The sequence below is a fragment of the Achromobacter sp. ISS7 genome (assembly GCF_056523125.1).
Window position 1 is genome coordinate 1529741 of sequence record NZ_JAWRZD010000001.1, and the last position, 23499, is coordinate 1553239.

A 23499-nucleotide genomic window follows, 5' to 3' on the forward strand; every position below is an offset into this window, starting at 1 on the left:
CTGCCGCCCACGGGCATTTGCGTGGCCCGGCTGGACGATTGAGCCTAGGGTATTCCCTCGAAACGAGGGTTTTTTTGTGTCCCTGAATTATTTTTTATTGATGAAATATAGATAAATTATTAGTATTTCGCGCAGATAAACTTGTTGCGCGGCCCTTATGACCCCCACGTTGATCGCCTCGTCGGCCCATCTGGCCGGAGGCAGCGCGCCCGACCTGTCCGAAGTCGAATTCGGCCTGATGATCGCCAGCCACGCCTTTGACCGCTGGACCGTGCGCTGCATGGCCGCCGCGGGCCTGCCCGACCTGACGCCCACCGACGTCATGGTGTTCCACCACGTGTTCCACCGCCAGCGTCCCAAGAAGCTGGCCGACATCTGCTTCACGCTCAATGTCGAGGACACCCACATCGTCAACTACGCGCTGAAAAAGCTCGACCGCCTTGGCGTGGTCAAGGGCGAGCGCGCCAGCAAGGAAGTGTTCTACAGCGTCACGCCCGAGGGCGCGGCCATCATCAAGCGCTACGGCGAAATCCGCGAGCAATGCCTGACCGCCGGCCTCGACGCGCCGGGCGGGGGCGGCCTGGAATTCAGCCGCCAGCTGGCGCACACGCTGCGCGCCCTGTCCGGCCTGTACGACCAGGCCGCGCGCGCCGCGACCTCCCTGTAAACCGATACGCGGGGCAGCGCCCCGTACCACCACCCGCACGCCGCGGCCGGCAGCGCCGTGGCGGCTTCTTGTACCCGAGGATGAATATGAAGTGGCAATTCTGGATTGATCGTGGGGGCACCTTCACCGACATCGTGGCGCGCCGCCCCGACGGCACCACCACCACCGCCAAGATGCTGTCGGAGAACCCCGAGCAGTATCGCGACGCGGCGGTGGCGGGCATCCGCAAGCTGCTGGGCATCGCGCCCGGCCAGCCGGTGCCGGCCGAGCAGGTCGAGTGCGTCAAAATGGGCACCACGGTCGCCACCAACGCGCTGCTCGAGCGCAAGGGCGAACGTACGCTGCTGGTGACCACCCGCGGTTTCCGCGATGGCCTGCGCATCGCCTACCAGAACCGTCCGCGCCTGTTCGACCGCAACGTGATGCTGCCGGAAATGCTCTACGAGGCCGTGGTCGAGGCCGACGAGCGCGTGGCGGCCGACGGCGAAGTGATCCGCGACCTGGACGAAGCCGCGCTGCGCCGCGACATGCAGGCCGCCTACGACAGCGGCATCCGTACCGTGGCCATCGTCTTCATGCACGCCTGGCACGCCACGGGCCACGAGCAGCGCGCCGCCCGCATCGCGCGCGAGATCGGCTTCACGCAGGTGTCGGCCTCGCACGAGGTCAGCCCGCTGATCAAGTACGTCTCGCGCGGCGACACCACGGTGGTCGACGCCTACCTGTCGCCCATCCTCAAGCGCTACGTCGACCAGGTGGCCGGCGAACTGCCCGGCATCCGCCTGATGTTCATGCAATCGAGCGGCGGCCTGACCGACGCGCACCGCTTCCGCGGCAAGGACGCCATCCTGTCCGGCCCGGCCGGCGGCATCGTCGGCATGGTGCGCACCAGCGAACAGGCGGGCTTCGACAAGATCATCGGCTTCGACATGGGCGGCACCTCCACCGACGTGTCGCACTACGCCGGTGAATTCGAGCGCGAATTCGAGACCCTGGTGGCCGGCGTGCGCATGCGCGCGCCGATGATGAGCATCCACACGGTCGCGGCCGGCGGCGGCTCGATCCTGCATTTCGACGGCGCGCGCCTGCGCGTCGGCCCGGATTCGGCGGGCGCCAATCCCGGCCCGGCCTGCTACCGCCGCGGCGGTCCGCTGGCCGTGACCGACTGCAACGTGCTGCTTGGCAAGATCCAGCCCGACTTCTTCCCCAAGGTGTTCGGCCCGGACGCCACCGAAGCGCTGGACCGCGATGCGGTCGTGCAGCGCTTCCAGGCCATGGCCGACGAAGTCCGCGCCGCCACCGGCCGCGACATGACGCCGGAGCAATTGGCCGAGGGCTTCCTGGAAATCGCCGTCGGCAACATGGCCGAAGCGATCAAGCGCATTTCCGTGCAACGCGGCCACGACGTCACCGAGTACGCGCTGACCGTGTTCGGCGGCGCCGGCGGCCAGCACGCCTGCCTGGTGGCCGACGCGCTCGGCATGACCACCGTGTTCGCGCACCCGCTGGGCGGCGTCCTGTCCGCCTACGGCATGGGCCTGGCGGACCAGACCGACATGCGCCAGAAAACCGTCGAGAAGGTCCTCGACGCCGCGTTGATGGCCGAACTGCAGGGCGAGCTGGACGTGCTGGCCGAGCAGGCCGTGGGCGAACTGCGCCGCCAGCACGTGGCCGACAGCGACATCGGCGTGCAGCGCCGCCTGCACCTGAAATACCGCGGCACCGACACGGCGCTGGACGTGGCCTACGGCACGCTGGAGCAGGCGCGCGCGGATTTCGAGGCGGCCTACCGCCAGCGCTATTCCTTCCTCATGCCCAACCGCGAGCTGGTGGTGGAAACCATCTCGGTGGAAGCCACCGGCGGCGGCGAGCGCGTCACCGAGACGCCCGCCTCGCGCAGCCGCGACGGCGCGCTGGCGCCGCGCCGCACGGTGCGGATGTACAGCGGCGGCGCCTGGCGCGACACGCCCCTGTACGTGCGCGAGGACATGGCCGGAGGCGACGTGGTGGCGGGCCCCGCCATCATCTCCGAGCCGAACCAGACCACCGTGGTCGAACCCGGCTGGCAGGCCGAGCTGACGCAGCAGGACCACTTCGTGATCCGCCGCGTCGAGGCCCGTCCGCAGCGCCGCGCCGTCGGCACGCAGGCCGACCCGGTGATGCTGGAGGTGTTCAACAACCTGTTCATGTCGATCGCCGAACAGATGGGCTACCGCCTGCAGAACACGGCGTACTCGGTCAACATCAAGGAACGCCTGGACTTCTCCTGCGCAATCTTCGACGCCCAGGCCCGCCTGATCGCCAACGCGCCGCACATGCCGGTGCACCTGGGCTCCATGGGCGAGTCGGTGCGCACCGTCATGAACGCCAACGCCGGCCGCATGCAGCCGGGCGACGCCTATGTGGTCAACGACCCGTACCACGGCGGCACCCACCTGCCGGACGTCACGGTGATCACGCCGGTGTTCGACCGCAAGGGCGGCGAGATCCTGTTCTACGTCGGCTCGCGCGGCCATCACGCCGATATCGGCGGCACCACGCCGGGCTCGATGCCGCCGGATTCGAAGACGGTCGAAGACGAAGGCGTGCTGTTCACCAACTTCCAGCTGGTCAAGGGCGGCGAGTTCCGTGAACAGGCCGCGCGCGACATCCTCGGCTCCGGCCGCTGGCCGGCGCGCAATCCTGACCAGAACATCGCCGACATGCACGCGCAGATCGCCGCCAACGAAAAGGGCGTGCAGGAACTGCTGCGCATGTGCGACCACTTCGGCCTGGACGTCGTGCGCGCCTACATGGGCCACGTACAGGACAACGCCGAAGAGGCGGTGCGCCGCGTGATCTCGGTGCTCAAGGACGGCCGCTACGAGTACCCGCTGGACAACGGCGCGGTCATCCGCGTCGCGGTGCGGGTCGACAACCAGGCGCGCAGCGCCGTGGTCGACTTCACCGGCACCTCGGACCAGCTGGACAACAACTTCAACGCCCCGGGCGCGATCGCCGTGGCCGCGGTGTTGTACGTGTTCCGCACCCTGGTCAACGACGACATCCCGCTCAACGACGGTTGCCTGGTGCCGCTGTCGATCATCCTGCCGGAAGGCTCGATGCTGCGCCCGAATCCGCCGGCCTCGGTGGTGGCGGGCAACGTCGAAACGTCCATGTGCATCGTCAACGCGCTGTACGGCGCGCTCGGCGTGCTGGCCTCCAGCCAGGGCACCATGAACAACTTCACGTTCGGCAACGCGCGCCACCAGTACTACGAGACCATCTCGGGCGGCACCGGCGCCGGCCCCGTGCGCATCGACGCCGCGGGCCCGCACGACGAGGGCTTCGCGGGCACGTCGGTGGTGCAGGCGCACATGACCAACTCGCGCCTGACGGATCCCGAAGTGCTGGAGTTCCGCTTCCCGGTGCGGCTGGAGTCGTACGAGATCCGCCACGGTTCAGGCGGGGCGGGGCGCTATCCGGGCGGCAACGGCGGCGTGCGCCGCATCCGCTTCCTGGAAGACATGACCGCCGCGATCCTGTCCAACAACCGCCTGCACGCGCCGTTCGGCCTGGCTGGCGGCGAGCCGGGCGCGATGGGCCGCAACTACGTCGAGCGGATCGACGGCTCGGTGCAGGAACTCGGTCCGCAGGACAGTGCCCAGCTGCATCCGGGCGATGTGTTCGTGGTGGAAACGCCGGGAGGCGGAGGCTACGGCGTCCGCTGATACAGGCGGCAAGGGCGGGGCGATCCGGGATGGTCATCACGGGTCGCCCCGTTTGCATGGCGCTTCGCCCCTGCGCGGCTTCACGCGGCGGGCGACCCGGGCGGCGCCACGCCCAGCATGGCCAGGAAGATCCCGAACGCGAAGAGTACGGCGATCATGGCCAATCCGGCTGGGATCAGCCCGAGGGCGATGCCCCCGAGGCAGTAACCCCGGCTGGCTTTCGGGATGCCGCCCGACAACGCCACGGCGCCCACCCACAGTGAATATGGCCACAGTGGAACGGTAAACGACACGGGTACCCCCAACGCGACCAGGCCGCCGCAGAGCATGTCGCAGACCAGCCAGGAGGCGGCCACCAGGTTGAACAGGTCGCCCTGGCCATCCCAGCGGCCGCCACGCTTCATCCACCAATGCAGGATGACAAAGATGACCAGAAAGCAGGCCCATTCGGAGAGCACCGATACGGTCACGCCGAACCACATCGGCAGGACGATGACGCCCGGCTCGTTAAAAAGCCTGGGGTCCAGGCCGGTCAGCACGCCGAGTAGCGTCATGGCCAATACGGAATGCCAGCGGGGGTAATCGAAGCGCGAGAGGGGTAGCCCGCGCAGCAGGAAGAGCGAGACGGCGGAGGAAATCATGGATGGCGCGAAAAACTGTGGGACACGGATGCGTCCCGCCATCGTAGGTGGCTTCACCGGATCGTTCGATTGGGTTCGATCCGATATTTTCGCCCCATCACTCCGGATCGTTCATCACATCCAGCACGATGTCCGCCTTCGGCTTGCGGTCATAGACCCGCAGCGTCACCTCGCCATCGCCGATCTCGAAGATCGCGGTGGCGAGCGTGTTTTCGCCGTCCGGATCGTCGCGGTCTGTGCGCAGGATCGGTAAATCGCCGTCGGTATCATGCAGCGCCGTCAGCAGGTCGGCGCCGGTGGTGGCGGGCGACCAGGTGTCGATGATGCCCTCGATGCGGCGCTGGCGGTCGCGCGACGAGTCGGTGATGACCTGCGCCTGGCCGCGGCTGTCCTGGTGCACCATGTGATTGGCATGGCCGTAGCGGGTGCCGATCTCCAGCACGGAGGCATTGCCCGGCGCCGCTTCGACGCTGAAGATGCGGGCGTCCGCGGCCGAGCCCAGCGTGTGGTGGAAACCGCCGGCGCGCGGCGCGTCCGCCAGCAGCGCCACCGCCTCGTCCAGCGTGGCGCAGTCGAGCACCGCGCGCGCCAGCAGCATGCGCGGCACGCCCGGCTGGCGTTGCTTGGTGCGCAGGTTGTTGATGGTCTGCACCAGGCCGCTGCGGTTGGCGCCGAAAGTATGGCCCGGCAGCGAACCGGGGTAATAGAAGCTCAGATAGCCCGGCGCGTCGTCCAGGGCCACGTCCACCAGGTGGCAGCGGCCATACAGGAACGGATCGCCGTCCTCGTTGTGGCCGATCCAGCGGGTGCCGTCCGCCGCCTTCAGCGCCACCGAGGTGCAGCCGTCGCCGCTGCCGCTGCTGTGCAGCAGGTCGCCGCGGCAATTCCACAGCAGCACGTCCGCCAGCGGCATGTCCAGCCCCTCGGCCAGCCCGGCCAGTTCCTCCCAGACCGCGGGCAGGGCGGCGCGGGCCTGTTCCCCCAGTTCGTCCAGATAAGGATGGCCGCGCCAGGGGCGCAGCGCCTTCCAGGTGGCGCTCTGGTCCAGGTAGGTCGCCATCAGGGGACGGGCCAGCTTGCCTAGCGCCACGCCGACCTGGCGTCGGTTGCCGGCGATGCGTACATACTTGTAGGGCATGGGGATTCTCCGGGGTGTCATGCGGATTGTAATTTTTCTAAGCTCTCTCCGGTGGGGACGGATGCGTTAACATGCCCCGTAAGTTGCTCCGGCGATCCCGGCGTGGCCCGCGCATCATGTTCCAACTACAACCCCGGGTGCTATCGGCCCCAAGAGGAGAGTTTCATGATTAAACGTAAAGTCGCCGCCGCCTTGGTCGGCCTGTCCATGGCCATGTTCGGCGCCGCCTCCGGCGCCTACGCCCAAGGCAAGGAATTGGTGGTGGCCACCGACACGGCATTCGTGCCGTTCGAGTTCAAGCAGGGCAATACCTACACCGGTTTCGACGTGGACCTGTGGGCCGCCATCGCCAAGGAACTGAACGTCAAGTACAAGCTGCAGCCGATGGACTTCAACGGCATCATCCCCGGCCTGCAGACCAAGAACATCGACGTCGCGCTGGCCGGCATCACCATCCGCGATGACCGCAAGAAGGTGATCGACTTCTCCGATCCCTATTACGAAAGCGGCCTGGCCATCCTGGTCGGCGACAAGAACACCGACATCAAGGACGCCAAGTCGCTGGCCGGCAAGACCGTCGCGGTCAAGACCGGCACGGCCACCGTGGACTTCCTCAAGGCCCAGGTGCCGGACGCCAAGCTCAAGCTGTTCCCCAACATCGACAACGCCTACCTGGAACTGGCCACCGGCCGGGTCGACGCCGCCGTGCACGACACGCCCAACGTCCAGTACTACGCCAACACGGCCGGCAAGGGCCGCGTCAAGGTGGTCGGCTCGGTCAAGAGCGGCGACTTCTACGGCATCGCCTTCCCCAAGGGCAGCGAACTGGTGCCGCAGGTCAACAAGGCCCTGGCCACGCTCAAGTCCAACGGCCAGTACGACGCCATCTACGAGAAGTGGTTCGGCAAGAAGCCCTGAGCTTCTGCGTCGGATTGATGTTGCATTTCGGGGCCGCCCGGCAGTCTGGGGCCCCGGCGCTTCGCTCCGGCGACGCCGGGCCCGGGACGGGGCGGCCCCGAGTCGCTTGCGTCGCCGGGCGTTCCCGCCAGGATGCGGCGCGCAGGCGCGCCATTGAGGGGTAATCGTGGATTTTGACTGGAATGTAGTGATGGATGCGCTGCCCAACCTGTGGGTGGGCACGCAGATGACCATCAAGATCACTTTCTGGGGCCTGTTCGGCGGATTCCTGCTGGGCGCGCTCTCCGGCGTGACGCGGGCCTACGGGCATCCGATCCTGTCGGGCATCGCCCAGGTGTACGTCGCGGTGATCCGCGGCACGCCGATCGTGGTGCAGGTGATGTTCATTTATTTCGCCTTGCCGCTGCTGGCGAACATCCGGGTGGACGCCGAGTGGGCGGCCATCGTCACGCTCATCATCAACTCGGGCGCCTATATCTCCGAGATCGTGCGCGGTTCGCTGCTATCGGTCCACAAGGGCCTGAAGGAAGCCGGGCAGGCGATGGGCCTGCCGTTTCACAAGATCCTGTTCCACATCATCGGGCCGGTGGCGTTCCGCCGCATGATTCCGCCGCTGGGCAACCAGTGCATCATCAGCCTGAAGGATTCGTCGCTGTTCATCGTGATCGGCGTCGCGGAACTGACCCGCCAGGGCCAGGAGATCATGGCCAGCAACTTCCGCGCGGTCGAGATCTGGTCGGCGATCGCCATCGTCTACCTGATCCTGACGGGCACGATGGCGCTGATCCTGCACCTGGTGGAAAAAAGGATGCGCATACTATGAGCATGGTTGAATTTCACGACGTCACCAAGACGTTCGGCGAGTCCACGGTACTGAACGGCATCTCGCTCAATATCGACGCGGGCGAAGTGGTCGTGGTGGTGGGGCCGTCCGGCTCCGGCAAGTCCACCTTCCTGCGTTGCATCAACGTGCTCGAGACGATCAACGGCGGCGACCTGCTGGTCGACGGCCTGAGCGTGCACGGCGGCGCCGCCCAGGTGCGCGAGATCCGGCGCGAGGCCGGCATGGTGTTCCAGCAATTCAATCTGTTCCCGCAGATGACCGCGCTGCAGAACGTCATGTTCGGCCCGGTGCATACGCGCGGCCAGAGCCGCGACGAGGCGCGCGAGCTGGCCGAGCAGCTGCTGCGCAAGGTCGGGCTGGCCGAGCGCATGAACCACTATCCGTCGGAGCTGTCCGGCGGCCAGCAGCAGCGCGTGGCGATTGCCCGCGCGCTGGCGATCAAGCCCAAGCTGATGCTGTTCGACGAGCCGACCTCGGCGCTCGACCCGGAACTGCGTCACGAAGTGCTGAAGGTGATGCGCGACCTGGCCGAGGAGGGCATGACCATGGTGGTGGTCACGCACGAAATGGAATTCGCGCGCAAGGTCGGCAGCCGCCTGATCTTCATCGACGCCGGCAAGATCGCCCACGACGGCCCGCCGGCCGAGCTGCTGGACAACCCGCCCAGCCAGCGCCTGAAGGACTTCCTGCAGCACGTGGCCTGAGCGCGGAGCAGCCCCGTCCCCGCCGTGTCGCCGCGTTCGCGGCGGCCGGCTGGCGGGCGACATGCCGGCCACTCCGCGCCGGCGCCCAGGGGGCGTTTGGGCGCGTGCCGCCCCGATCAGCGGAGCCGCTAGCGGGCGGCAGGCTTGGCGGGCAGGGCCAGCACCTGTTCCGTCGTCAGGATGTCGGCGAAGGTGTCGTCCAGCGCCGCCAGCGTCGCCCGGTGCAGCGCGGCGTGCGGCACCACGCCGTCGCGGCCGTCGATGTCGCGCGTGGCGCACGCATCCTCCGCCACGATCACCTGGTAGCCCAGCGGCACCGCGTCGCGCGCGGCGCCCGCCACGCAGGCATGCGTCATCAGGCCGGCCACGATCACGGTGCCGACGCCGGCGGACTGCAGCCGTTCATGCAGGTCGGTGCCGGGAAACGCGCTGACGTGGGTCTTGCGTACCACGCCATGGCCCGCGGCGGGTTGCAGCTCGGGATGGAAGCGCGAGCCGGGGCCATCCTCGGGGAACAGCGGGCTGCCCGCCGGCAGCACGTGCTGCACGTGGATCACCGCGATGCCGGCCTGGTCGGCGTGCTCCACCAGCCGCCGGGCGTTGCGCAGGGCGCGCAAGCCGTCGGGAATCGGCATGCGGCCGCTGAAATACTCTTCCTGGAAATCGATCACCAGCAGCGCCGTGGCGGCGGGGTTCAGGGCTTGCGGCGTGGTCGCGCCGGCCATCGTGCGGATCGTGGGGTGGTTCATGGATACCTCGACAGGGTGGGGGAGAAGGCGTCCAGTATCCGGCTCCGGCTTGCCCGGGATAAGTGGCCCGAAAGCCAATATGCGTTAGGATCGGGCCATTCCGGTTTCCGTTGCGAGCGCGCCCATGCACACCGTCGCCGTGCTGGCCTTCGAAGGCATCAGTCCCTTTCACCTGTCCGTGCCCTGCATGGTGTTCGGCGACGACCTGGCGCGACTGGGCGCGCCGCGCTACGAGTTGCTGGTGTGTGGCGAGCGTCGCGGCCTGATCCCGACCATGTCGGGCTTCAATATCGAGGTGCCGCACGACCTGTCCGCCCTGGCGCGGGCCGACACCGTCATCGTGCCGGCCTGGCGCGATCCGGACGAACCGCCGCCGCCGGCGCTGCTCGATGCCCTGCGCGCCACCCATGCGCGCGGCGCGCGGGTGGTGGGCCTGTGCCTGGGCACCTTCGTGCTGGCCGAAGCCGGCCTGCTGGACGGCCGCCGCGCCGCCACCCATTGGGTCTGGGCCGAGGATTTTCGCGTGCGCTATCCGCGGGTGCGGCTGGACCAGGAGGTGCTGTACGTGGATGACGGCGACATCCTGACGTCCGCCGGTACCGCTGCCGCGATCGACTGCTGCCTGCATCTGCTGCGCAGCGATCATGGCGCCGAGATCGCCAACCGCATCGCGCGCCGCATGGTGGTGGCGCCGCAGCGCGATGGCGGGCAGGCGCAATACATCGAACATCCCCTGCCCAAGGGCGAGGGCGGCGACCGGCTGCGCGCCACGCTGGACTGGGCCATCGAGCACCTGGACCAGCCGCTGTGCCTGGATCAGCTGGCGGCGCGCGCCAGCATGAGCCGGCGCAATTTCACGCGCCACTTCAAGGCGCAGACCGGCGCCACCGTCTCGCAGTGGTTGCTGAACCATCGGCTGGCCTCGACCCAGCGCCTGCTCGAGACCAGCGACCACGGCATCGACCGCATCGCCGGCCTGGTGGGGTTCGGCTCGGCGGCGTCGCTGCGCCAGCACTTCGCCGCGGCGTTCTCGGTATCCCCGGTTGCCTACCGGCGCCAGTTCCGGCAGGCGCCCGACCAGGCGCCGGCGCCGCGGCGGGCCACGCCGGCGCCGCGCGTTTGACGCGAACGGCGCGCCAGGGCCAGGTCCGGCGGCATGGCAAAGAAAAAGGGGCGCCGCAGCGCCCCTTTGATCGCGGTTTGCCGCAACCGTGCTCAGCCCTTCACGCGCACGATCTTCTGCACCTGCGGCACGTGGCGGATGGCGCGGATCACCTGCGCCAGGTGCTTGCGGCTGTCGACCTGGATGGTCAGGTGCAGCGACACCGTCGAGACCGCGTCATCGTGCATCGTCACATGCATGATGTTGGCGTCGGCCGCCGTGACTTCGGCGGCCAGCCGGCCCAGCACGCCACGCTCGTTGCGGGTGACGATGTCCAGGCGCGTGGCCAGGTGCTTGGCGGTGTGGGCGTCCCAGGCGACGTTGATCCAGCGTTCCGGTTCGCGCAGGCGCTGGCGCATGGCCACCGGGCAATCGGCGGTATGCACCACCAGGCCATGGCCCATGCGCATGCCGGCGATGATCGGGTCGCCCGGCAGCGGGCCGCAGCACGGCGCCAGTTGCACCGCCTGGCCTTCGTTGCCCTGGATCAGGATCGGCGCGCTGCGCGCCGAGGTCAGCTCGTCCACCGCCGCGGCGGTGGTGGCCACGAGTTGGTGTTCGGGCGCGAAGCGGCGCGCCACGACGGCGGCCAGGCGCTTGCCCAGGCCGATGTCGGCCAGGATTTCCTCGCGCGAGCTGGCGCCGGTGCTGCGCGCCAGCTTCTGCCAGGCTGGATCGTCGGTGGCCGGCAGCGGCATGTGCAGTTCCTGCAGGGCCTGGCCCAGCAGGCGCTCGCCAAAGGCCACCGATTCCTCGTACTTGACGGTGCGCAGGTAGTGGCGGATTTCCGAGCGGGCGCGGCCGGTGCGCACGTAGTTGAGCCACTGCGCGTTCGGGCGCGAGGCGGGCGAGGTGACGATTTCCACCGTGTCGCCGCTGTTGAGCTCGGTGCGCAGTGGCACGAACTCGCCGTTGACCTTGGCCGCCACGGCCTGGTTGCCGATGTCGGTGTGGATGGCGTAGGCGAAGTCCACCGGCGTCGCGCCACGCGGTAGCGAGATGATCTTGCCGCGCGGGGTGAAGACGTAGACGGCGTCCGGGAACAGGTCGACCTTGACGTGCTCAAGGAACTCGCCCGAATCGCCGGTCTGGCTCTGGATGTCCAGCAGCGATTGCAGCCACTGGTGGGTGCGTTTCTGCAGGTCGTTGAGCGTCAGGTCGGCGCCCTTGTACAGCCAGTGCGAGGCCACGCCTTCCTCGGCCACGTGATGCATGTCGCGGGTGCGGAACTGGAATTCCACCGGCGTGCCGTAGGGGCCCACCAGCGTCGTGTGCAGCGACTGGTAGCCGTTGACCTTGGGGATCGCGATGTAGTCCTTGAACTTGCCGGGCACCGGCCGGTACAGCTGGTGCAGCGTGCCCAGCGCCAGGTAGCACTCGGGCAGCGTGTGGACGATGACGCGAAAGCCATAGATGTCGAGCACGTCGGAGAACGACTTCTTCTGGTCGACCATCTTGCGGTAGATGCCGAACAGCGTCTTCTCGCGGCCGGTGACCTCGGCCTCGATGCCGGCGGCCGGCAGGGCGGCGCGCACCGAGTCGGCGATCTTGCCGATCACCTCGCGGCGGTTGCCGCGCGCGGCCAGCACGGCCTTGTACAGCACCTGGTAGCGGTTCGGGTACATGGCCGCGAAACACAGGTCCTGCAGTTCGCGGAACAGCAGGTTCAGGCCCAGCCGGTGGGCGATGGGCGCGTAGATGTCGAGGGTCTCGCGGGCGATGCGGCGGCGCTTCTCGGGGTTGACCGCGTCCAGCGTGCGCATGTTGTGCAGGCGGTCGGCCAGCTTGATGAGGATGACGCGCACGTCGCGCGCCATCGCCAGCAGCATCTTGCGGAAACTCTCGGCCTGCTGCTCGGCCTTGGTGGCGAAGTCGAGCCGGTCCAATTTGGACAGGCCATCGACCAGCTCGGCGACCTCAGGGCCGAATTTCTCGGCCAGCTCGTGCTTGGCGATCCCCTGGTCTTCCATCACGTCGTGCAGCAGGGCGGCGGACAACGCGTTCGCGTCGAGCTTCCAGCCCGCGCAGATTTCCGTGACGGCGATGGGGTGCGAGATGTAGGGCGAGCCGCTGGCGCGGAACTGGCCCAGGTGCGCCTGGTCGGCGAAGCGGTAGGCTTCGCGCACGCGTTCTACATCTTTCTTGTCGAGATAGCTGCCGATGATTTCGGTCAGCGGCGCCAGCGAGGCGACCGGAGATGCGGTCGCATCCGCCGCTTCTTGCGCGGCGACGGAGGCTGGCGTGGGGGAGTTCTTGTCTTTCTTGCCGGTGCGGCGCCCGAGACGGGAGCCGGCACGGAGCGCGGCAAGCAGACCTGATGAAGCGTACTTCAGCCCGGGAAAAGCCATGCTTGCCGCCCCCCGGAAAAGATCAGGTGGGAACTTTACGCAGCATTTCCGCGCCGGTGAGGCCGCCCGCGATTTCGCGCAGGGCCGTGACGGTGGGCTTGTCTTTGCTGTCCAGGCGCGGGGCATGGCCTTGCGCCAGCTCGCGGGCGCGGTAGGTGGCGGCCAGCGTGAGCTTGAAACGGTTGGGGATCTGATTCAGACAGTCTTCGACGGTAATGCGAGCCATTAGGACACCTGGTGCTGATGGTGGATAGGGAGAATGCGGATTCGTTTCAGTGTGCCGCCGGGATGCCCAACTGCGCGAACAGTTCGGCGTGGCGGGCGGCCTGAGACGAAAAACGCAGCCGAGCGGCGCTGACGATTTGAGTCAGTTCCGACAGGGCCACGCTAAATTCTTGATTAATAATAACATATTCGCATTCAGGCGCGTGCGCGATTTCGCCGCCCGCGGCCATCAGCCGGCGCGCGATCACTTGCGGCGCATCCTGGCCGCGCGCCTTGAGCCGGCTCTCGAGTTCCTCGATGGACGGCGGCAGCACGAAGATGCCGATCGCGCCGGGAAAACGCTGGCGCACCTGGCGCGCGCCTTGCCAGTCGATCTCCAGCAGCACGTCGCGGCCTTCGCGGGTGGCTTCGTCGATGCGGTCGCGCGGCGTGCCGTAGAAATTGCCATGAACCTCGGCCCATTCCAGCAGGCGCTGCTCGTCGCGCAGTTGCTTGAATTCGTCGATGCCGATGAAGCGGTATTCGCGGCCGTCTTCCTCGCCGGGGCGGGGCGCACGGGTGGTGCAGGAGACGGACAGGAGAATGGACGGGTCTTGCTGCAGCAAGGCCTTGACCAGGCTGGATTTGCCGGCGCCGCTGGGGGCGACGACCATGAAAACATTGCCGGAAGTGGCGTGCATGAATGTGACGAGCGTGTGATGCCGAGACCCGAAGGATAGCAAATCGCGCGGCGCGGCAGGGGGAAAACCCGCCGCGCCGCGCCGTCAGCGCGCCGCGGCCTGCGTCAGCTTGCCGCCCGGCGCGGGCGAATCGCTGCCGAGCAGGTGGCCGTTGACCTCGATGCCGTACAGCGAATCGTCGGAGTCGTGGTACTTGGCGCGGGTCTTGGCGACCGATTCGGTGTAGCGCGGATCCTGCGGCCGTTCATGCGCATTCATGAAATACGCCACGTCCCAGGCCTCCTGGTCGCTGAGCATGCCGGCCTGGCCCAGCGGCATGTTGGCCTTGATGAAGCCGGCGGCGTTGCCGATCTGGTGCATGCCGGCGCCCCAGTTGAAGGAATCCGGGCCCCACAGCGCCGGGAACACCCAGTGCTCGCCGTTCTTCTGGCCCTTGCCCTCCGCGCCGTGGCAGACGGCGCAGTACTGGGCATAGACCTCGCTGCCACGCACGTAGTCGGCCTTCTGCGCCGGCGCTGGCAGCTTGAGGTAGCCCTGGCCCTTGAGCGCCACGCCGGTGGGCGCCTTGCTGGCGAGCCAGAACATGTAGGTCTGCAGCGCGGTCAGCACCGGATCGTCGGCGGCCGGCGGCTTGCCGTTCATGCTGAAGCGGAAACAGCCCTGCAGGCGCTCGGCCAGCGTGTTGACGTGGCCGTTCTTGGCCCGGTAGGCCGGATACAGCACATAGGCCGCCCACATCGGCGCGGAGTCGGGCCGGCGGCCGGCATCCAGGTGGCAGCTGGCGCAGTTCAGGTCGTTGCCGACGAACTTGCTGGCGTTCTGCGGCGTGTGCAGGAAAATCTGCTCGCCCTGGCGCACGATCTTGCCGAATTCGGTGTCGGGCAACGACGCGGCGCTGGGCGGCGTGAATTCGGGGCGCGCGTCGGCGGCGACGGCCGCCGCGGCCGACACGAGCGCGCTGGCGCCCACGCTGGCCAGCAGCAGCAGGCGGGCGAATCGTTGGCGGATCGGATTCATGGCTTGGCTCCCGCGGCGGTGTTGGCTTGCGCGGCAAGCAGGTCAGCGGCCTTGGGCAGGCCGGCGTAGTAGGCGGACACGGCGTCGATCTCGGCGTCTGTGAGGCGGGTGGCGACGGCCGGCATCAGGCCCAGCGGGCCAGGCGGGCGCTGGCCCTGGCGCCAGGCGCGCAACTGGCCGGCGATGTAGGCCGCGGGCTGGCCCGCCAGGCTGGGGAAATTGGCGCCGACGCCAATGCCGCCGGGACCGTGGCACTGGTTACAGGCGGGGACGTTCTTGTCCCAGGCGCCGCGCGTGGCGAGCCAGGCGCCGGTGTCGTCCGGCTTGGCCAGCTGCCGCGCGGTGGCGGCCAGCCGGTCGATGTTCAGCGGCGCGGGCAGGGCGGCGTAGTACTGGGCCACGGCCTGGCGCTGCGCCGGATCCAGCGCCTTGGCGGTCGCCGCCATGACCGGGCTGACGCGCGAGCCGTTGGCCATCGCCTCGAGCTGCTCGGCCAGGTAGGCGGCGCCCATGCCGGCCAGGTGCGGGAAGCCGGCGACGGGGTTGCCTTCCCCCTGGGCGCCGTGACAGGTCATACAGGCGGGCGCGCCGTTGGCGCCTTGGGTGCTGATCTGGCGGCCGTCGGGGGCGGCGTCGGCGGGGCCGGGCAGGCCGAGCAACGCGCCGGCGCCGATGGCCAGCGCGCCCGCCCAGCGGGCGGCGGAAAGGTGCCGTGGGGGCATGGAGGTGTCTCCGTCAGGGGGTATTGGATTTTTGGTAATAAGTTAATTGCTCAAAATTATAAGGAAAATTGTGATGCATCAATGCAAGACGGAGGAATTGATCGCGCTCGAATCTTGTGAAGGAAAATGGATCGGGCTGGGACGACATGGCGCGCGGCACCATGCGCGGAGCGGGCGACGCAGGGGCAAATAGCGCCAAGCCGAGGCCGCGAATCGCCGGCGGCCCATGGAACGTTCGCTTGCAGCATCCCCAGAATGATTCGGGTAGCATTTCGCCGACAGATAACAAGGAGCATCCGATGCACACGAACGAGATCGAACCTCCCCGCGTTGCGCTGGTCACCGGCGCCGGCACCGGCATCGGCCGGGCGGTGGCGCTGGAATTCCTGGCGCAGGGCTATCGCGTGGTGCTGGCCGGCCGCCGGCGCGAACCGCTCGAGGCCACGCGCACGGCGGCGGGTGAAGACGGGGTGCGGGCGCTGGTGGTGCCGACCGACGTGTCGGATGAGCAGGCGGTGCGCGAGCTGTTCGACACCACCCAGCGTGAATATGGCCGCCTGGACGTGCTGTTCAACAACGCCGGCCGCGGCGCGCCCGCCATGCCGATCGAGGAATTGCCGGTGGCGCTCTGGCGCGAGGTGGTCGATACCAACCTGACCGGCATGTTCCTGTGCGCGCAGGCCGCGATCCGGGTCATGAAGGCGCAGACGCCGCAGGGCGGCCGCATCATCAACAATGGCTCGATCTCGGCGCACGCGCCGCGTCCTTTCTCGATCGCCTACACCGCCACCAAGCACGCGGTGACCGGCCTGACCAAGTCGATTTCGCTGGACTGCCGGCCGTACCACATCGCCTGCGGCCAGATCGACATCGGCAACGCCGCCACCGACATGACCGAGCGCATGGCCGCCGGCATCCTGCAGGCCGACGGCAGCACCAAGGTCGAGCCGCGCATGGACGTCGCCCACGTCGCCCAGGCCGTCGCCGCCATGGCCCGCCTGCCGCTGGACACCAACGTGCAGTTCATGACGATCATGGCGACCACCATGCCGTTCGTCGGCCGCGGCTGACGCGGCGTTCCGCCGGCAAGAAAAAAGCGCCCGAGGGCGCTTTTTTCTTGAAGGCGAGCGCAGAGGGAGCCGCCCCAGGGCGGGGCAGCCCCCCGGGCGGAGGCCGTTGTCGCGAAGCGCGGATCAGCGCGCCGCCAGCATCTGGCCCTTGGCCGTGTCGATGTAGCTGCGCGCGCCGAGATAGCGCTTGGACCAGTAGGGATTCTTCATCTCGTCCACGCGCACCTTGGCGCCGCGGCGCGGGGCGTGCACGAACTTGTCCTGGCCGATGTAGATGCCCACGTGCGAGGTGATGCCGCGGCCGCGCGTAGCGAAGAACACCAGGTCGCCGGGCTTGAGCAGTTTCTTGTTTGACACCGTGTCGCCCTGGGTGCGCTGCTGGCGCGCCGTGCGCGGCAGTTCCAGGCCGGCGATCTCGCGGAAGACGTACAGCACCAGGCCGCTGCAGTCGAAGCCTTCGGCGGCGTCGTCGCCGCCCCAGCTGTAGGGCGTGCCGATGGCGGACAGGCCGGCTTGCACCACGCGTTCGCGCAGGGTGGGCACGGTCGGTTCCTGGGCCAGGCTCAGGCCGGACAGCGTCGCGCGGGCTTGTTCGGAGGGGATGGAGGCCTGGGCGGCGCCGGGCAGCCAGGAGAACGTCAGGGCCAGCAGGGGGGCGGACAGGAAAACGGGAAGGCGGAACAGGGCGGATCGTGCTTTTCGCGTAGGCGGCGTCATTACGTCACTTCAGGAATCGGAGTGGGCGGCATGGCTTTGTCGGGTCGGACAAGCCGGCGGAAAGGGGCGCAGGGGAGGCTTGAGCTTCACAAACTGCCTTCGCATTGTAATGGAATAAAGTTTCATTACATTTGTAGTGCAATGCAGCATCCTGGCGGCGCGCCCGTTACCTCTGCCGGTGGGGAAAAGGTAACGGGCCTCGCGCCTGGCGCCTAGAAACTGCCGCGCAGGCCGACCATCACGGCGCGGCCGCCCTCGGGGGCGACGTCGCGCAGCACCGAGGTGGCGTAGCGGATGTCCTGGTTGGTCAGGTTGATGCCGCGCACGTAGGCCTGCCATTGCACCGCGGCGACCTTGAAGCGGTAGCCGGCGTTGGCGTCCAGGCTGTAGTAGCCGGGCGTGGCGGTGTCGTTGTCCGGGCGGCTGTGCTGGGCGAAGGCCTTGGAGACGCTGATGCCGGCGCTATAGGGCCCGTAGCCGTAGTCCAGCGCCACGCGCAGGCGCAGCGGCGGGATGCGCGGCAGCGAGCGGCCGGTGTCGCTGTTGCGGGCCACGGTGTAGTCGCCCGACAGGCCCAGGTCCAGCTTGTGGCCGCCCGATTGCAGCACGCGCGTGCTGCTTTCCGCTTCGACGCCGTACAGGCGCGCGGACACACCCTGATAGCGGGCCTCGGGCAGGGCGCCATCGTCGCCGGCCTCGACCAGGTCGCCGTCGTCGTTGCGGAAGCGGCCGGTGTTCATTTCGGCCAGGTAGTTGGAGAAGCGGCTGTAGAACACGCCGACGCTGGCGCTGTCGGCGTCCTTCTTGTAGCGCAGCGACAGGTCGCCGGACCAGGCGCGTTCCTTGGCCAGGCCCTGGTCGCCCACCAGGTATTGGCCGGTGGCGGCGTGCGGGCCGTTGGCGTACAGCTCGTAGAAGGTGGGCGCGCGTTCGGTGTAGGCGGTGTTGGCGGCCACCGACCAGGCGCTGTCCAGCTTGTAGATGCCGCCCAGCGAGAAGCTGCCGGCGGTGAAGGTGCGGCGGTTGGAGCCGTCGAAGCGTTCGTTGCCGCCGCCGCCCGGGCTCAGGCGGGTATGGTCGGCGCGCGCGCCGGCGCTCAGCGTCAGGCGGTCGTTGATCTTCCATTCCTCCAGCGCGAACAGGGCGGCCGAGTCGGTGTCGGTGGTGGGCACCAGCGCTTCCTCGCCCAGCGCCGAGAAGCGCGTCTGGCCCAGTTGCAGGCCGACCACGCCGTGCAGCGGGCCGATGTCGGCGTGGCGCGCCTCGATGCGCGCCTCGTAGCCGCGGTTCTTGAAGATGGTGCCGGTTTCGCCGTCCTCGATTTCCTTGTGCTGGTAGTCGGTGTACGCGAAGTTCACCTTGACGCTGGTGAACAGGCCTTCCAGGTCGCGCAGCTCGCTGGCGAAGCCGAAGCGTTCCTGGCGCATCTTGATGCGCACGTCCGGCTCGGCCACCGAGCCGTAGTTCGAGTCATAGCCGCTGTAGGACAGGCCGGCGTAGCCGCGGTCGCCGGTCCAGGACATGCCGAGCGCGCCGCCGCTGGCCTGGCCGTCGCTGTTGGGCAGGGTGCCGCGCGGCTGGGCCTGGTCGGGGCCGTCGACCGCGCGCTGTTGCGAGGTGCGGGCGTAGCCGGGAATGCGCAGGTCGCCGGTCTTGCGGCTGAAGGCGTCGGCGTGGATGGCGAAGTTGCCGTCGCCGCCTTCGAGCTGGATCGCGCCGTTGCGGTCATTGTTGGCGCCGCCGTAGCTGCCGGCGACGTCGCCGTGGACGCCGTCGATGGGTTCGGTGGGAATGCGGTTGTCGATGGTGTTGACCACGCCGCCGATGGCGCTGCCGCCATACAGCAGGGCCGCCGGGCCACGCAGGATCTCGACGCGGTTGGTGGACAGCGGGTCCTGCGGCACCGCGTGGTCGAACGACAGCGACGAGGCGTCGAGCGAGCCGACGCCGTTGTTCAGCAGGCGGATGCGGTCGCCGTCCATGCCGCGGATGATGGGCCGGCCCACCATCGGGCCGTAGGTGGTGGTGGAGACGCCGGGCAGGCCGTTGAGCGTTTCGCCCAGGTTCGAGCCGCGGCGCAGGTCGAGGTCGGTGCCTTGCACCACCGTCGACGGCGAGGCGAGCGCTTCGCTGCCCAGCGGATTGGCGGTGATGACGACGGGCGACAGCGTGGTGGCGTCGGCGGCGGCCTGGGCGCGGGCGGCCTGCGGCAGGGCCAGCAGGCAGGCGAGGGCGAGCGGGCTCAGGGTGAAGGCGCGCAGGGACGAACGCGTCCCCGCGAAGGAAGAAGCAAAAGACATGGTGGCAGTCCTGGATGCCGGCCGATGGACGGCGGCGGTTGAAATCGGGCGCGAGGGGATCAGGCCGCGGCGGGCGGGGCGCGCGATTGGAACCAGGGACTGGTGACGAGGGTGGTGCCGCGCGGCGAGGGCGGCGGCGGCGTCAGCCGGGGCGGGCTGCCGTCGATGACGGGAAACGAGGCCGGCAGCGTCGCGTCCAGCAGATCCCAGATGTGGCAGAGATCGCAGTGGCCGAGCTTGTCGGGGGTATGCGCGGCGTCCTGGCTGGACTCCGGTTCGCCATACAGGTGCGACAGCGCATGCCGGACGCCGCCCAGCGGCGCCAGCAGCAGGCAGGCGCACAGCCACGCCAGCGTCGCCCATCGGGCAAGGCGCTGAGTCGAGGGCGGGCGAGGGCCGTTGGCCGGCGGCATGGTTGGAGCGTGAAAAAAGGAAAAACGGAATGATATATTGTTTCTATCTCAATGACGACCGCGACAGGGGAGCGGGCGCGCTGGATCGTGCGCCGTGAGGCGGGCCAATATGACACTTCATCTGACGACCGGGTCGGGCATAATCGGTGCCATCGGCCCTTTCCGGCTTGATCGCCGACCGCGGCCGCTGAGAACAAGACCATAAGAAAGCGGAGTCCAGCGCATGATGAACGCAGTACATCCTTTGTCCTCGATGAACCGGCCCGAGGCCATTCCTTTCGAGCCCTACCAAGACGCGGTGGCGGCGGTCGACCGGCTGGCGGAAATCTACGCCCGCAACACGGCATTCCTGCGGGCGGCGTTCCGCGAAGTCCTGAAGGGCTCGTCCAATGGCCGCGAACGGGCCCGGGCGTATTACCCGGCCATCCGCATCCTGGTGGAAACCTACGATCCCATCGACACCCGCCTGTCGTACGGCCACGTGGCCGAACCCGGCATCTACCAGACCACCATCACCCAGCCGGCGCTGTTCCGCGATTACCTGATCGAGCAGGTCGGCCAGCTGCTGCAGAACCACCGCGTGGCGGTCGAGGTCGGCGAATCAGATTCCCCTATCCCGCTGCATTTCGCCTTCCCCGAGGGCGCCTATGTCGAAGGCGAGCATCTCGAGGCGCTCAAGCGCCCGCTGCGCGACCTGTTCGACGTGCCCGACCTGGCGGTGACCGACGACGCCATCGTCAACGGTTCGTGGCGCGGCAAGGACGGCGAGCCCAAGCCGCTGGCGCCCTTCACCGCGCAGCGGGTCGACTATTCGCTGCACCGGCTGCAGCACTACACCGCGACGGCGCCGGCGCATTTCCAGAATTTCGTGCTGTTCACCAATTACCAGTTCTACGTCGACGAGTTCTGCGCCCGCGCCCGCGCGCTGATGGCCAGCGGCAACGAGGACTACGAAATGCTGGTGGAGCCGGGCAACCGCATCACGCGGCGCGGCGAATCCGGCCCGGCCGACGACGGCCAGGCGCAGCGCCTGCCGCAGATGCCGGCCTATCACCTGGTGCGCGGCGACCATTCGGGCATCACGCTGGTGAACATCGGCGTGGGCCCGTCCAACGCCAAGACCATCACCGACCACATCGCGGTGCTGCGCCCGCACGCCTGGCTGATGCTGGGCCACTGCGCCGGCCTGCGCGATTCGCAGCGGCTGGGCGACTACGTGCTGGCCCACGGTTACGTGCGCGAGGACCACGTGCTCGACGCCGACCTGCCCACCTGGGTGCCGGTGCCGGCGCTGGCCGAGGTGCAGGTGGCGCTGGAGCAGGCGGTCGAAGAGGTCGCCGGGCTGTCCGGCTGGGACCTCAAGCGCATCATGCGCACCGGCACCGTGGCCACCATCGACAACCGCAACTGGGAATTGCGCGACCACGTCGAGCTGGTCGAGCGGTTCGCGCAGTCGCGCGCCATCGCCCTGGACATGGAGTCGGCCACCATCGCCGCCAACGGCTTCCGCTTCCGCGTGCCCTACGGCACGCTGCTGTGCGTGTCCGACAAGCCGCTGCACGGCGAATTGAAGCTGCCGGGCATGGCCAGCGCCTTCTACCGCCGCCAGGTCAACCAGCACCTGGAAATCGGTATCCGGGCGCTGGAGCGCCTGCGCGACATGCCGCCCGAGCGGCTGCATTCGCGCAAGCTGCGCACCTTCATGGAAACGGCGTTCCAATAGCCCCGTAGCCAATATTCCCCCTGCGGGGACGGATCCACGCCTGCCCCCGGCCGTTTCGACGGCCGGGGGCAGTTGCGCTATGCTCGCGCGTTGCGTGGAAATCCCACGGCGCCCGGGGGCACAATCCGCGGGGGCTTTTTTGCTCTGAAGGAACACGACTTTGGCATTGACGGAACAGGACCAGCACCGCGACGGCGGCAAGAAGGGGACGACAGAACCGTCCGAATTGCGCCGCGCCCTGTCGGCGCGCCACCTGACCATGATCGCGGTGGGCGGCTCCATCGGGACCGGCCTGTTCGTGGCTTCCGGCGCCACCATCGCCCAGGCCGGCCCCGGCGGCGCGCTGCTGGGCTACGTGCTGATCGGGGTGATGGTCTACTTCCTGATGACCAGCCTGGGCGAGCTGGCCGCCGCCATGCCGGTGTCCGGGTCGTTCTCGACCTACGGCGCGCGCTACGTCGAAGACGGCTTCGGCTTCGCGCTGGGCTGGAACTATTGGTACAACTGGGCCGTCACCGTGGCGGTGGACCTGGTGGCCGCGCAGCTGGTGATGGCGTACTGGTTCCCGGACGTGCCGGGCGTGTACTGGAGCGCGCTGTTCCTGGCCATCACCTTCGGGCTGAACGCGCTGTCGGCGCGCGGCTTCGGCGAGGCCGAGTTCTGGTTCGCGCTGATCAAGGTGGTCGCGGTGCTGGCGTTCGTCGCCATGGGCGTGATGATGCTGCTGGGCATCATCCGCGGCGGCGAGGGCGGCGGCGTGGCCAACTGGACGGTGGGCGACGCGCCTTTCGCCGGCGGGTTCGCCGCCCTGATCGGGGTGGCGATGGTGGTGGGCTTTTCGTTCCAGGGCACCGAACTCATCGGCATCGCCGCGGGCGAGTCCAAGGACCCCGCGCGCAACCTGCCGCGCGCCGTGCGCCAGGTGTTCTGGCGCATCCTGCTGTTCTACGTGATGGCGATCCTGGTGATCGGCCTGCTGATTCCCTATACCGACCCGCACCTGCTGCGCAACGACGTCACCGACGTCAGCGTCAGCCCGTTCGCGCTGATCTTCGAGCGCGCCGGGCTGCTGGCGGCGGCCTCGGTCATGAACGCGGTGGTGCTGACCTCGGTGCTGTCCGCCGGCAACTCCGGCATGTACGCGGCCACGCGCATGCTCTACAGCCTGGCGCGCGACGGCAAGGCGCCGCGCATCTTCGGCCGGGTCTCGCGCAACGGCGTGCCGCTGTGGGCGCTGCTGGCCACCACCGTGGTGGCGGCGCTGTGCTTCTTCTCGTTCATCTTCAGCCCCAAGGCGGTCTACATCTGGCTGCTGAACACCTCGGGCATGACCGGCTTCATCGCCTGGCTGGGTATCGCCATCAGCCACTACCGGTTCCGCCGCGGCTACGTCAAGCAGGGCCGCAACCTGGCCGATCTGCCCTATGTGTCGCCGTTCTTCCCGTTCGGTCCGATCTTCGCCTTCGTGCTCTGCCTGATCATCACGCTGGGCCAGAACTACCAGGCCTTCCTGGAGCATCGCATCGACTGGGGCGGCGTCGCGGCCACCTATGTCGGCATTCCGCTGTTCCTGCTGATCTGGCTGGGCTACCGCCTGGCCAAGGGCTCGCGCTTCGTCAGCTACAAGGACATGACCTTCCCGGACGCCCGGGCGCGCAGCGCCTACCTGGATTCGGCCCTGCGCGGCGAACCGGCCACGGTGGGGCCGGAGACGGCGCCTGCGCCAAGTACTGGCGGGCGATGAAAGGTGG

20 protein-coding genes are annotated in these 23499 nt (G+C 68.4%); 9 read left to right on the forward strand and 11 right to left on the reverse strand.

Annotated features, from left to right (window positions below):
* Nucleotides 1–157 precede the first annotated feature (157 nt).
* Nucleotides 158–667, forward strand: a complete 510-nt coding sequence (locus AC1HFW_RS07125; protein WP_006394750.1) for a winged helix DNA-binding protein — start codon at nt 158–160, stop codon at nt 665–667.
* Between the two features lie 86 nt (nt 668–753).
* On the forward strand, nt 754–4377 hold the full coding sequence (locus tag AC1HFW_RS07130) for a hydantoinase B/oxoprolinase family protein (protein ID WP_479282436.1): 3624 nt from the start codon (nt 754–756) through the stop codon (nt 4375–4377).
* Between the two features lie 80 nt (nt 4378–4457).
* Here the strand turns inward: AC1HFW_RS07130 and AC1HFW_RS07135 are convergent, their stop codons facing one another.
* Both AC1HFW_RS07135 and AC1HFW_RS07140 read right to left on the reverse strand, forming a co-directional pair.
* Complete coding sequence (locus AC1HFW_RS07135) at nt 4458–5018, reverse strand: hypothetical protein (protein ID WP_479282438.1); 561 nt, start codon at nt 5016–5018, stop codon at nt 4458–4460.
* Nucleotides 5019–5115: 97 nt separating this feature from the next.
* Nucleotides 5116–6156 carry a C45 family autoproteolytic acyltransferase/hydolase gene (locus AC1HFW_RS07140; protein WP_479282440.1) on the reverse strand — a complete coding sequence of 347 codons (1041 nt, stop codon included), beginning with the start codon at nt 6154–6156 and terminating at the stop codon, nt 5116–5118.
* Between the two features lie 165 nt (nt 6157–6321).
* Here AC1HFW_RS07140 and glnH point away from each other — a divergent pair, with 165 nt between their 5' ends.
* The 3 genes from glnH to glnQ all read left to right on the forward strand — a co-directional run bounded on the left by glnH (nt 6322) and on the right by glnQ (nt 8622).
* The gene (gene glnH, locus AC1HFW_RS07145; protein ID WP_006394754.1) at nt 6322–7074 is read left to right on the forward strand and encodes a glutamine ABC transporter substrate-binding protein GlnH; all 753 of its coding nucleotides are present in this window, start codon (nt 6322–6324) and stop codon (nt 7072–7074) included.
* A 166-nt stretch (nt 7075–7240) separates the two neighbouring features.
* Entirely contained in the window at nt 7241–7897 is a 657-nt protein-coding gene (gene glnP, locus AC1HFW_RS07150; RefSeq protein WP_035360348.1) for a glutamine ABC transporter permease GlnP, read from the forward strand.
* The gene (gene glnQ / locus AC1HFW_RS07155; RefSeq protein ID WP_061071375.1) at nt 7894–8622 is read left to right on the forward strand and encodes a glutamine ABC transporter ATP-binding protein GlnQ; all 729 of its coding nucleotides are present in this window, start codon (nt 7894–7896) and stop codon (nt 8620–8622) included. Before glnP ends, glnQ begins: the two co-directional genes overlap by 4 nt.
* Before the next feature lie 128 nt (nt 8623–8750).
* On the opposite strand, the gene AC1HFW_RS07160 is transcribed toward glnQ, so the two are convergent.
* The gene (locus AC1HFW_RS07160; protein WP_479282443.1) at nt 8751–9371 is read right to left on the reverse strand and encodes a cysteine hydrolase family protein; all 621 of its coding nucleotides are present in this window, start codon (nt 9369–9371) and stop codon (nt 8751–8753) included.
* Between the two features lie 124 nt (nt 9372–9495).
* On the opposite strand from AC1HFW_RS07160, the gene AC1HFW_RS07165 reads away from it, so the two are divergent.
* Nucleotides 9496–10494, forward strand: a complete 999-nt coding sequence (locus tag AC1HFW_RS07165) for a GlxA family transcriptional regulator (RefSeq protein WP_241073950.1) — start codon at nt 9496–9498, stop codon at nt 10492–10494.
* A 92-nt stretch (nt 10495–10586) separates the two neighbouring features.
* Here the strand turns inward: AC1HFW_RS07165 and AC1HFW_RS07170 are convergent, their stop codons facing one another.
* From AC1HFW_RS07170 to AC1HFW_RS07190, 5 genes are all read right to left on the reverse strand, one after another.
* The gene (locus AC1HFW_RS07170; protein ID WP_006394759.1) at nt 10587–12881 is read right to left on the reverse strand and encodes a RelA/SpoT family protein; all 2295 of its coding nucleotides are present in this window, start codon (nt 12879–12881) and stop codon (nt 10587–10589) included.
* Nucleotides 12882–12903: 22 nt separating this feature from the next.
* Nucleotides 12904–13107: a DNA-directed RNA polymerase subunit omega gene (gene rpoZ, locus AC1HFW_RS07175; RefSeq protein WP_006394760.1), complete on the reverse strand. Its 204-nt coding sequence runs from the start codon at nt 13105–13107 to the stop codon at nt 12904–12906.
* A 46-nt stretch (nt 13108–13153) separates the two neighbouring features.
* The gene (gene gmk, locus AC1HFW_RS07180) at nt 13154–13786 is read right to left on the reverse strand and encodes a guanylate kinase (protein ID WP_076413045.1); all 633 of its coding nucleotides are present in this window, start codon (nt 13784–13786) and stop codon (nt 13154–13156) included.
* Between the two features lie 84 nt (nt 13787–13870).
* Nucleotides 13871–14803, reverse strand: coding sequence for a c-type cytochrome (locus AC1HFW_RS07185; RefSeq protein WP_479282445.1), 933 nt, complete (start codon nt 14801–14803; stop codon nt 13871–13873).
* The gene (locus AC1HFW_RS07190) at nt 14800–15525 is read right to left on the reverse strand and encodes a c-type cytochrome (RefSeq protein ID WP_479282447.1); all 726 of its coding nucleotides are present in this window, start codon (nt 15523–15525) and stop codon (nt 14800–14802) included. Before AC1HFW_RS07190 ends, AC1HFW_RS07185 begins: the two co-directional genes overlap by 4 nt.
* 299 nt (nt 15526–15824) lie before the next feature.
* On the opposite strand from AC1HFW_RS07190, the gene AC1HFW_RS07195 reads away from it, so the two are divergent.
* Nucleotides 15825–16595, forward strand: a complete 771-nt coding sequence (locus AC1HFW_RS07195) for an SDR family oxidoreductase (protein WP_006394764.1) — start codon at nt 15825–15827, stop codon at nt 16593–16595.
* Nucleotides 16596–16718: 123 nt separating this feature from the next.
* On the opposite strand, the gene AC1HFW_RS07200 is transcribed toward AC1HFW_RS07195, so the two are convergent.
* From AC1HFW_RS07200 to AC1HFW_RS07210, 3 genes are all read right to left on the reverse strand, one after another.
* Nucleotides 16719–17312, reverse strand: coding sequence for a C40 family peptidase (locus AC1HFW_RS07200; RefSeq protein ID WP_006394767.1), 594 nt, complete (start codon nt 17310–17312; stop codon nt 16719–16721).
* Between the two features lie 212 nt (nt 17313–17524).
* Nucleotides 17525–19612: a TonB-dependent receptor gene (locus tag AC1HFW_RS07205; protein ID WP_479282450.1), complete on the reverse strand. Its 2088-nt coding sequence runs from the start codon at nt 19610–19612 to the stop codon at nt 17525–17527.
* A gap of 59 nt (nt 19613–19671) precedes the next feature.
* On the reverse strand, nt 19672–20025 hold the full coding sequence (locus AC1HFW_RS07210) for a hypothetical protein (RefSeq protein ID WP_006394769.1): 354 nt from the start codon (nt 20023–20025) through the stop codon (nt 19672–19674).
* Between the two features lie 223 nt (nt 20026–20248).
* On the opposite strand from AC1HFW_RS07210, the gene AC1HFW_RS07215 reads away from it, so the two are divergent.
* Complete coding sequence (locus AC1HFW_RS07215) at nt 20249–21748, forward strand: AMP nucleosidase (RefSeq protein ID WP_479282452.1); 1500 nt, start codon at nt 20249–20251, stop codon at nt 21746–21748.
* Nucleotides 21749–21914: 166 nt separating this feature from the next.
* Complete coding sequence (locus AC1HFW_RS07220; RefSeq protein WP_479286471.1) at nt 21915–23492, forward strand: amino acid permease; 1578 nt, start codon at nt 21915–21917, stop codon at nt 23490–23492.
* Nucleotides 23493–23499: the final 7 nt, after the last annotated feature.

Bases quoted from the DNA above. Each gene is read 5' to 3' on its own strand.
- AC1HFW_RS07125 (WP_006394750.1), top strand. From the start codon at position 158: ATGACCCCCACGTTGATCGCCTCGTCGGCCCATCTGGCCGGAGGCAGC.
- AC1HFW_RS07130 (WP_479282436.1), top strand. From the start codon at position 754: ATGAAGTGGCAATTCTGGATTGATCGTGGGGGCACCTTCACCGACATC.
- AC1HFW_RS07135 (WP_479282438.1), bottom strand. From the start codon at position 5,018: ATGATTTCCTCCGCCGTCTCGCTCTTCCTGCTGCGCGGGCTACCCCTC.
- AC1HFW_RS07140 (WP_479282440.1), bottom strand. From the start codon at position 6,156: ATGCCCTACAAGTATGTACGCATCGCCGGCAACCGACGCCAGGTCGGC.
- glnH (WP_006394754.1), top strand. From the start codon at position 6,322: ATGATTAAACGTAAAGTCGCCGCCGCCTTGGTCGGCCTGTCCATGGCC.
- glnQ (WP_061071375.1), top strand. From the start codon at position 7,894: ATGAGCATGGTTGAATTTCACGACGTCACCAAGACGTTCGGCGAGTCC.
- AC1HFW_RS07160 (WP_479282443.1), bottom strand. From the start codon at position 9,371: ATGAACCACCCCACGATCCGCACGATGGCCGGCGCGACCACGCCGCAA.
- AC1HFW_RS07165 (WP_241073950.1), top strand. From the start codon at position 9,496: ATGCACACCGTCGCCGTGCTGGCCTTCGAAGGCATCAGTCCCTTTCAC.
- AC1HFW_RS07170 (WP_006394759.1), bottom strand. From the start codon at position 12,881: ATGGCTTTTCCCGGGCTGAAGTACGCTTCATCAGGTCTGCTTGCCGCG.
- rpoZ (WP_006394760.1), bottom strand. From the start codon at position 13,107: ATGGCTCGCATTACCGTCGAAGACTGTCTGAATCAGATCCCCAACCGT.
- gmk (WP_076413045.1), bottom strand. From the start codon at position 13,786: ATGCACGCCACTTCCGGCAATGTTTTCATGGTCGTCGCCCCCAGCGGC.
- AC1HFW_RS07185 (WP_479282445.1), bottom strand. From the start codon at position 14,803: ATGAATCCGATCCGCCAACGATTCGCCCGCCTGCTGCTGCTGGCCAGC.
- AC1HFW_RS07190 (WP_479282447.1), bottom strand. From the start codon at position 15,525: ATGCCCCCACGGCACCTTTCCGCCGCCCGCTGGGCGGGCGCGCTGGCC.
- AC1HFW_RS07195 (WP_006394764.1), top strand. From the start codon at position 15,825: ATGCACACGAACGAGATCGAACCTCCCCGCGTTGCGCTGGTCACCGGC.
- AC1HFW_RS07200 (WP_006394767.1), bottom strand. From the start codon at position 17,312: ATGACGCCGCCTACGCGAAAAGCACGATCCGCCCTGTTCCGCCTTCCC.
- AC1HFW_RS07205 (WP_479282450.1), bottom strand. From the start codon at position 19,612: ATGTCTTTTGCTTCTTCCTTCGCGGGGACGCGTTCGTCCCTGCGCGCC.
- AC1HFW_RS07210 (WP_006394769.1), bottom strand. From the start codon at position 20,025: ATGCCGCCGGCCAACGGCCCTCGCCCGCCCTCGACTCAGCGCCTTGCC.
- AC1HFW_RS07215 (WP_479282452.1), top strand. From the start codon at position 20,249: ATGATGAACGCAGTACATCCTTTGTCCTCGATGAACCGGCCCGAGGCC.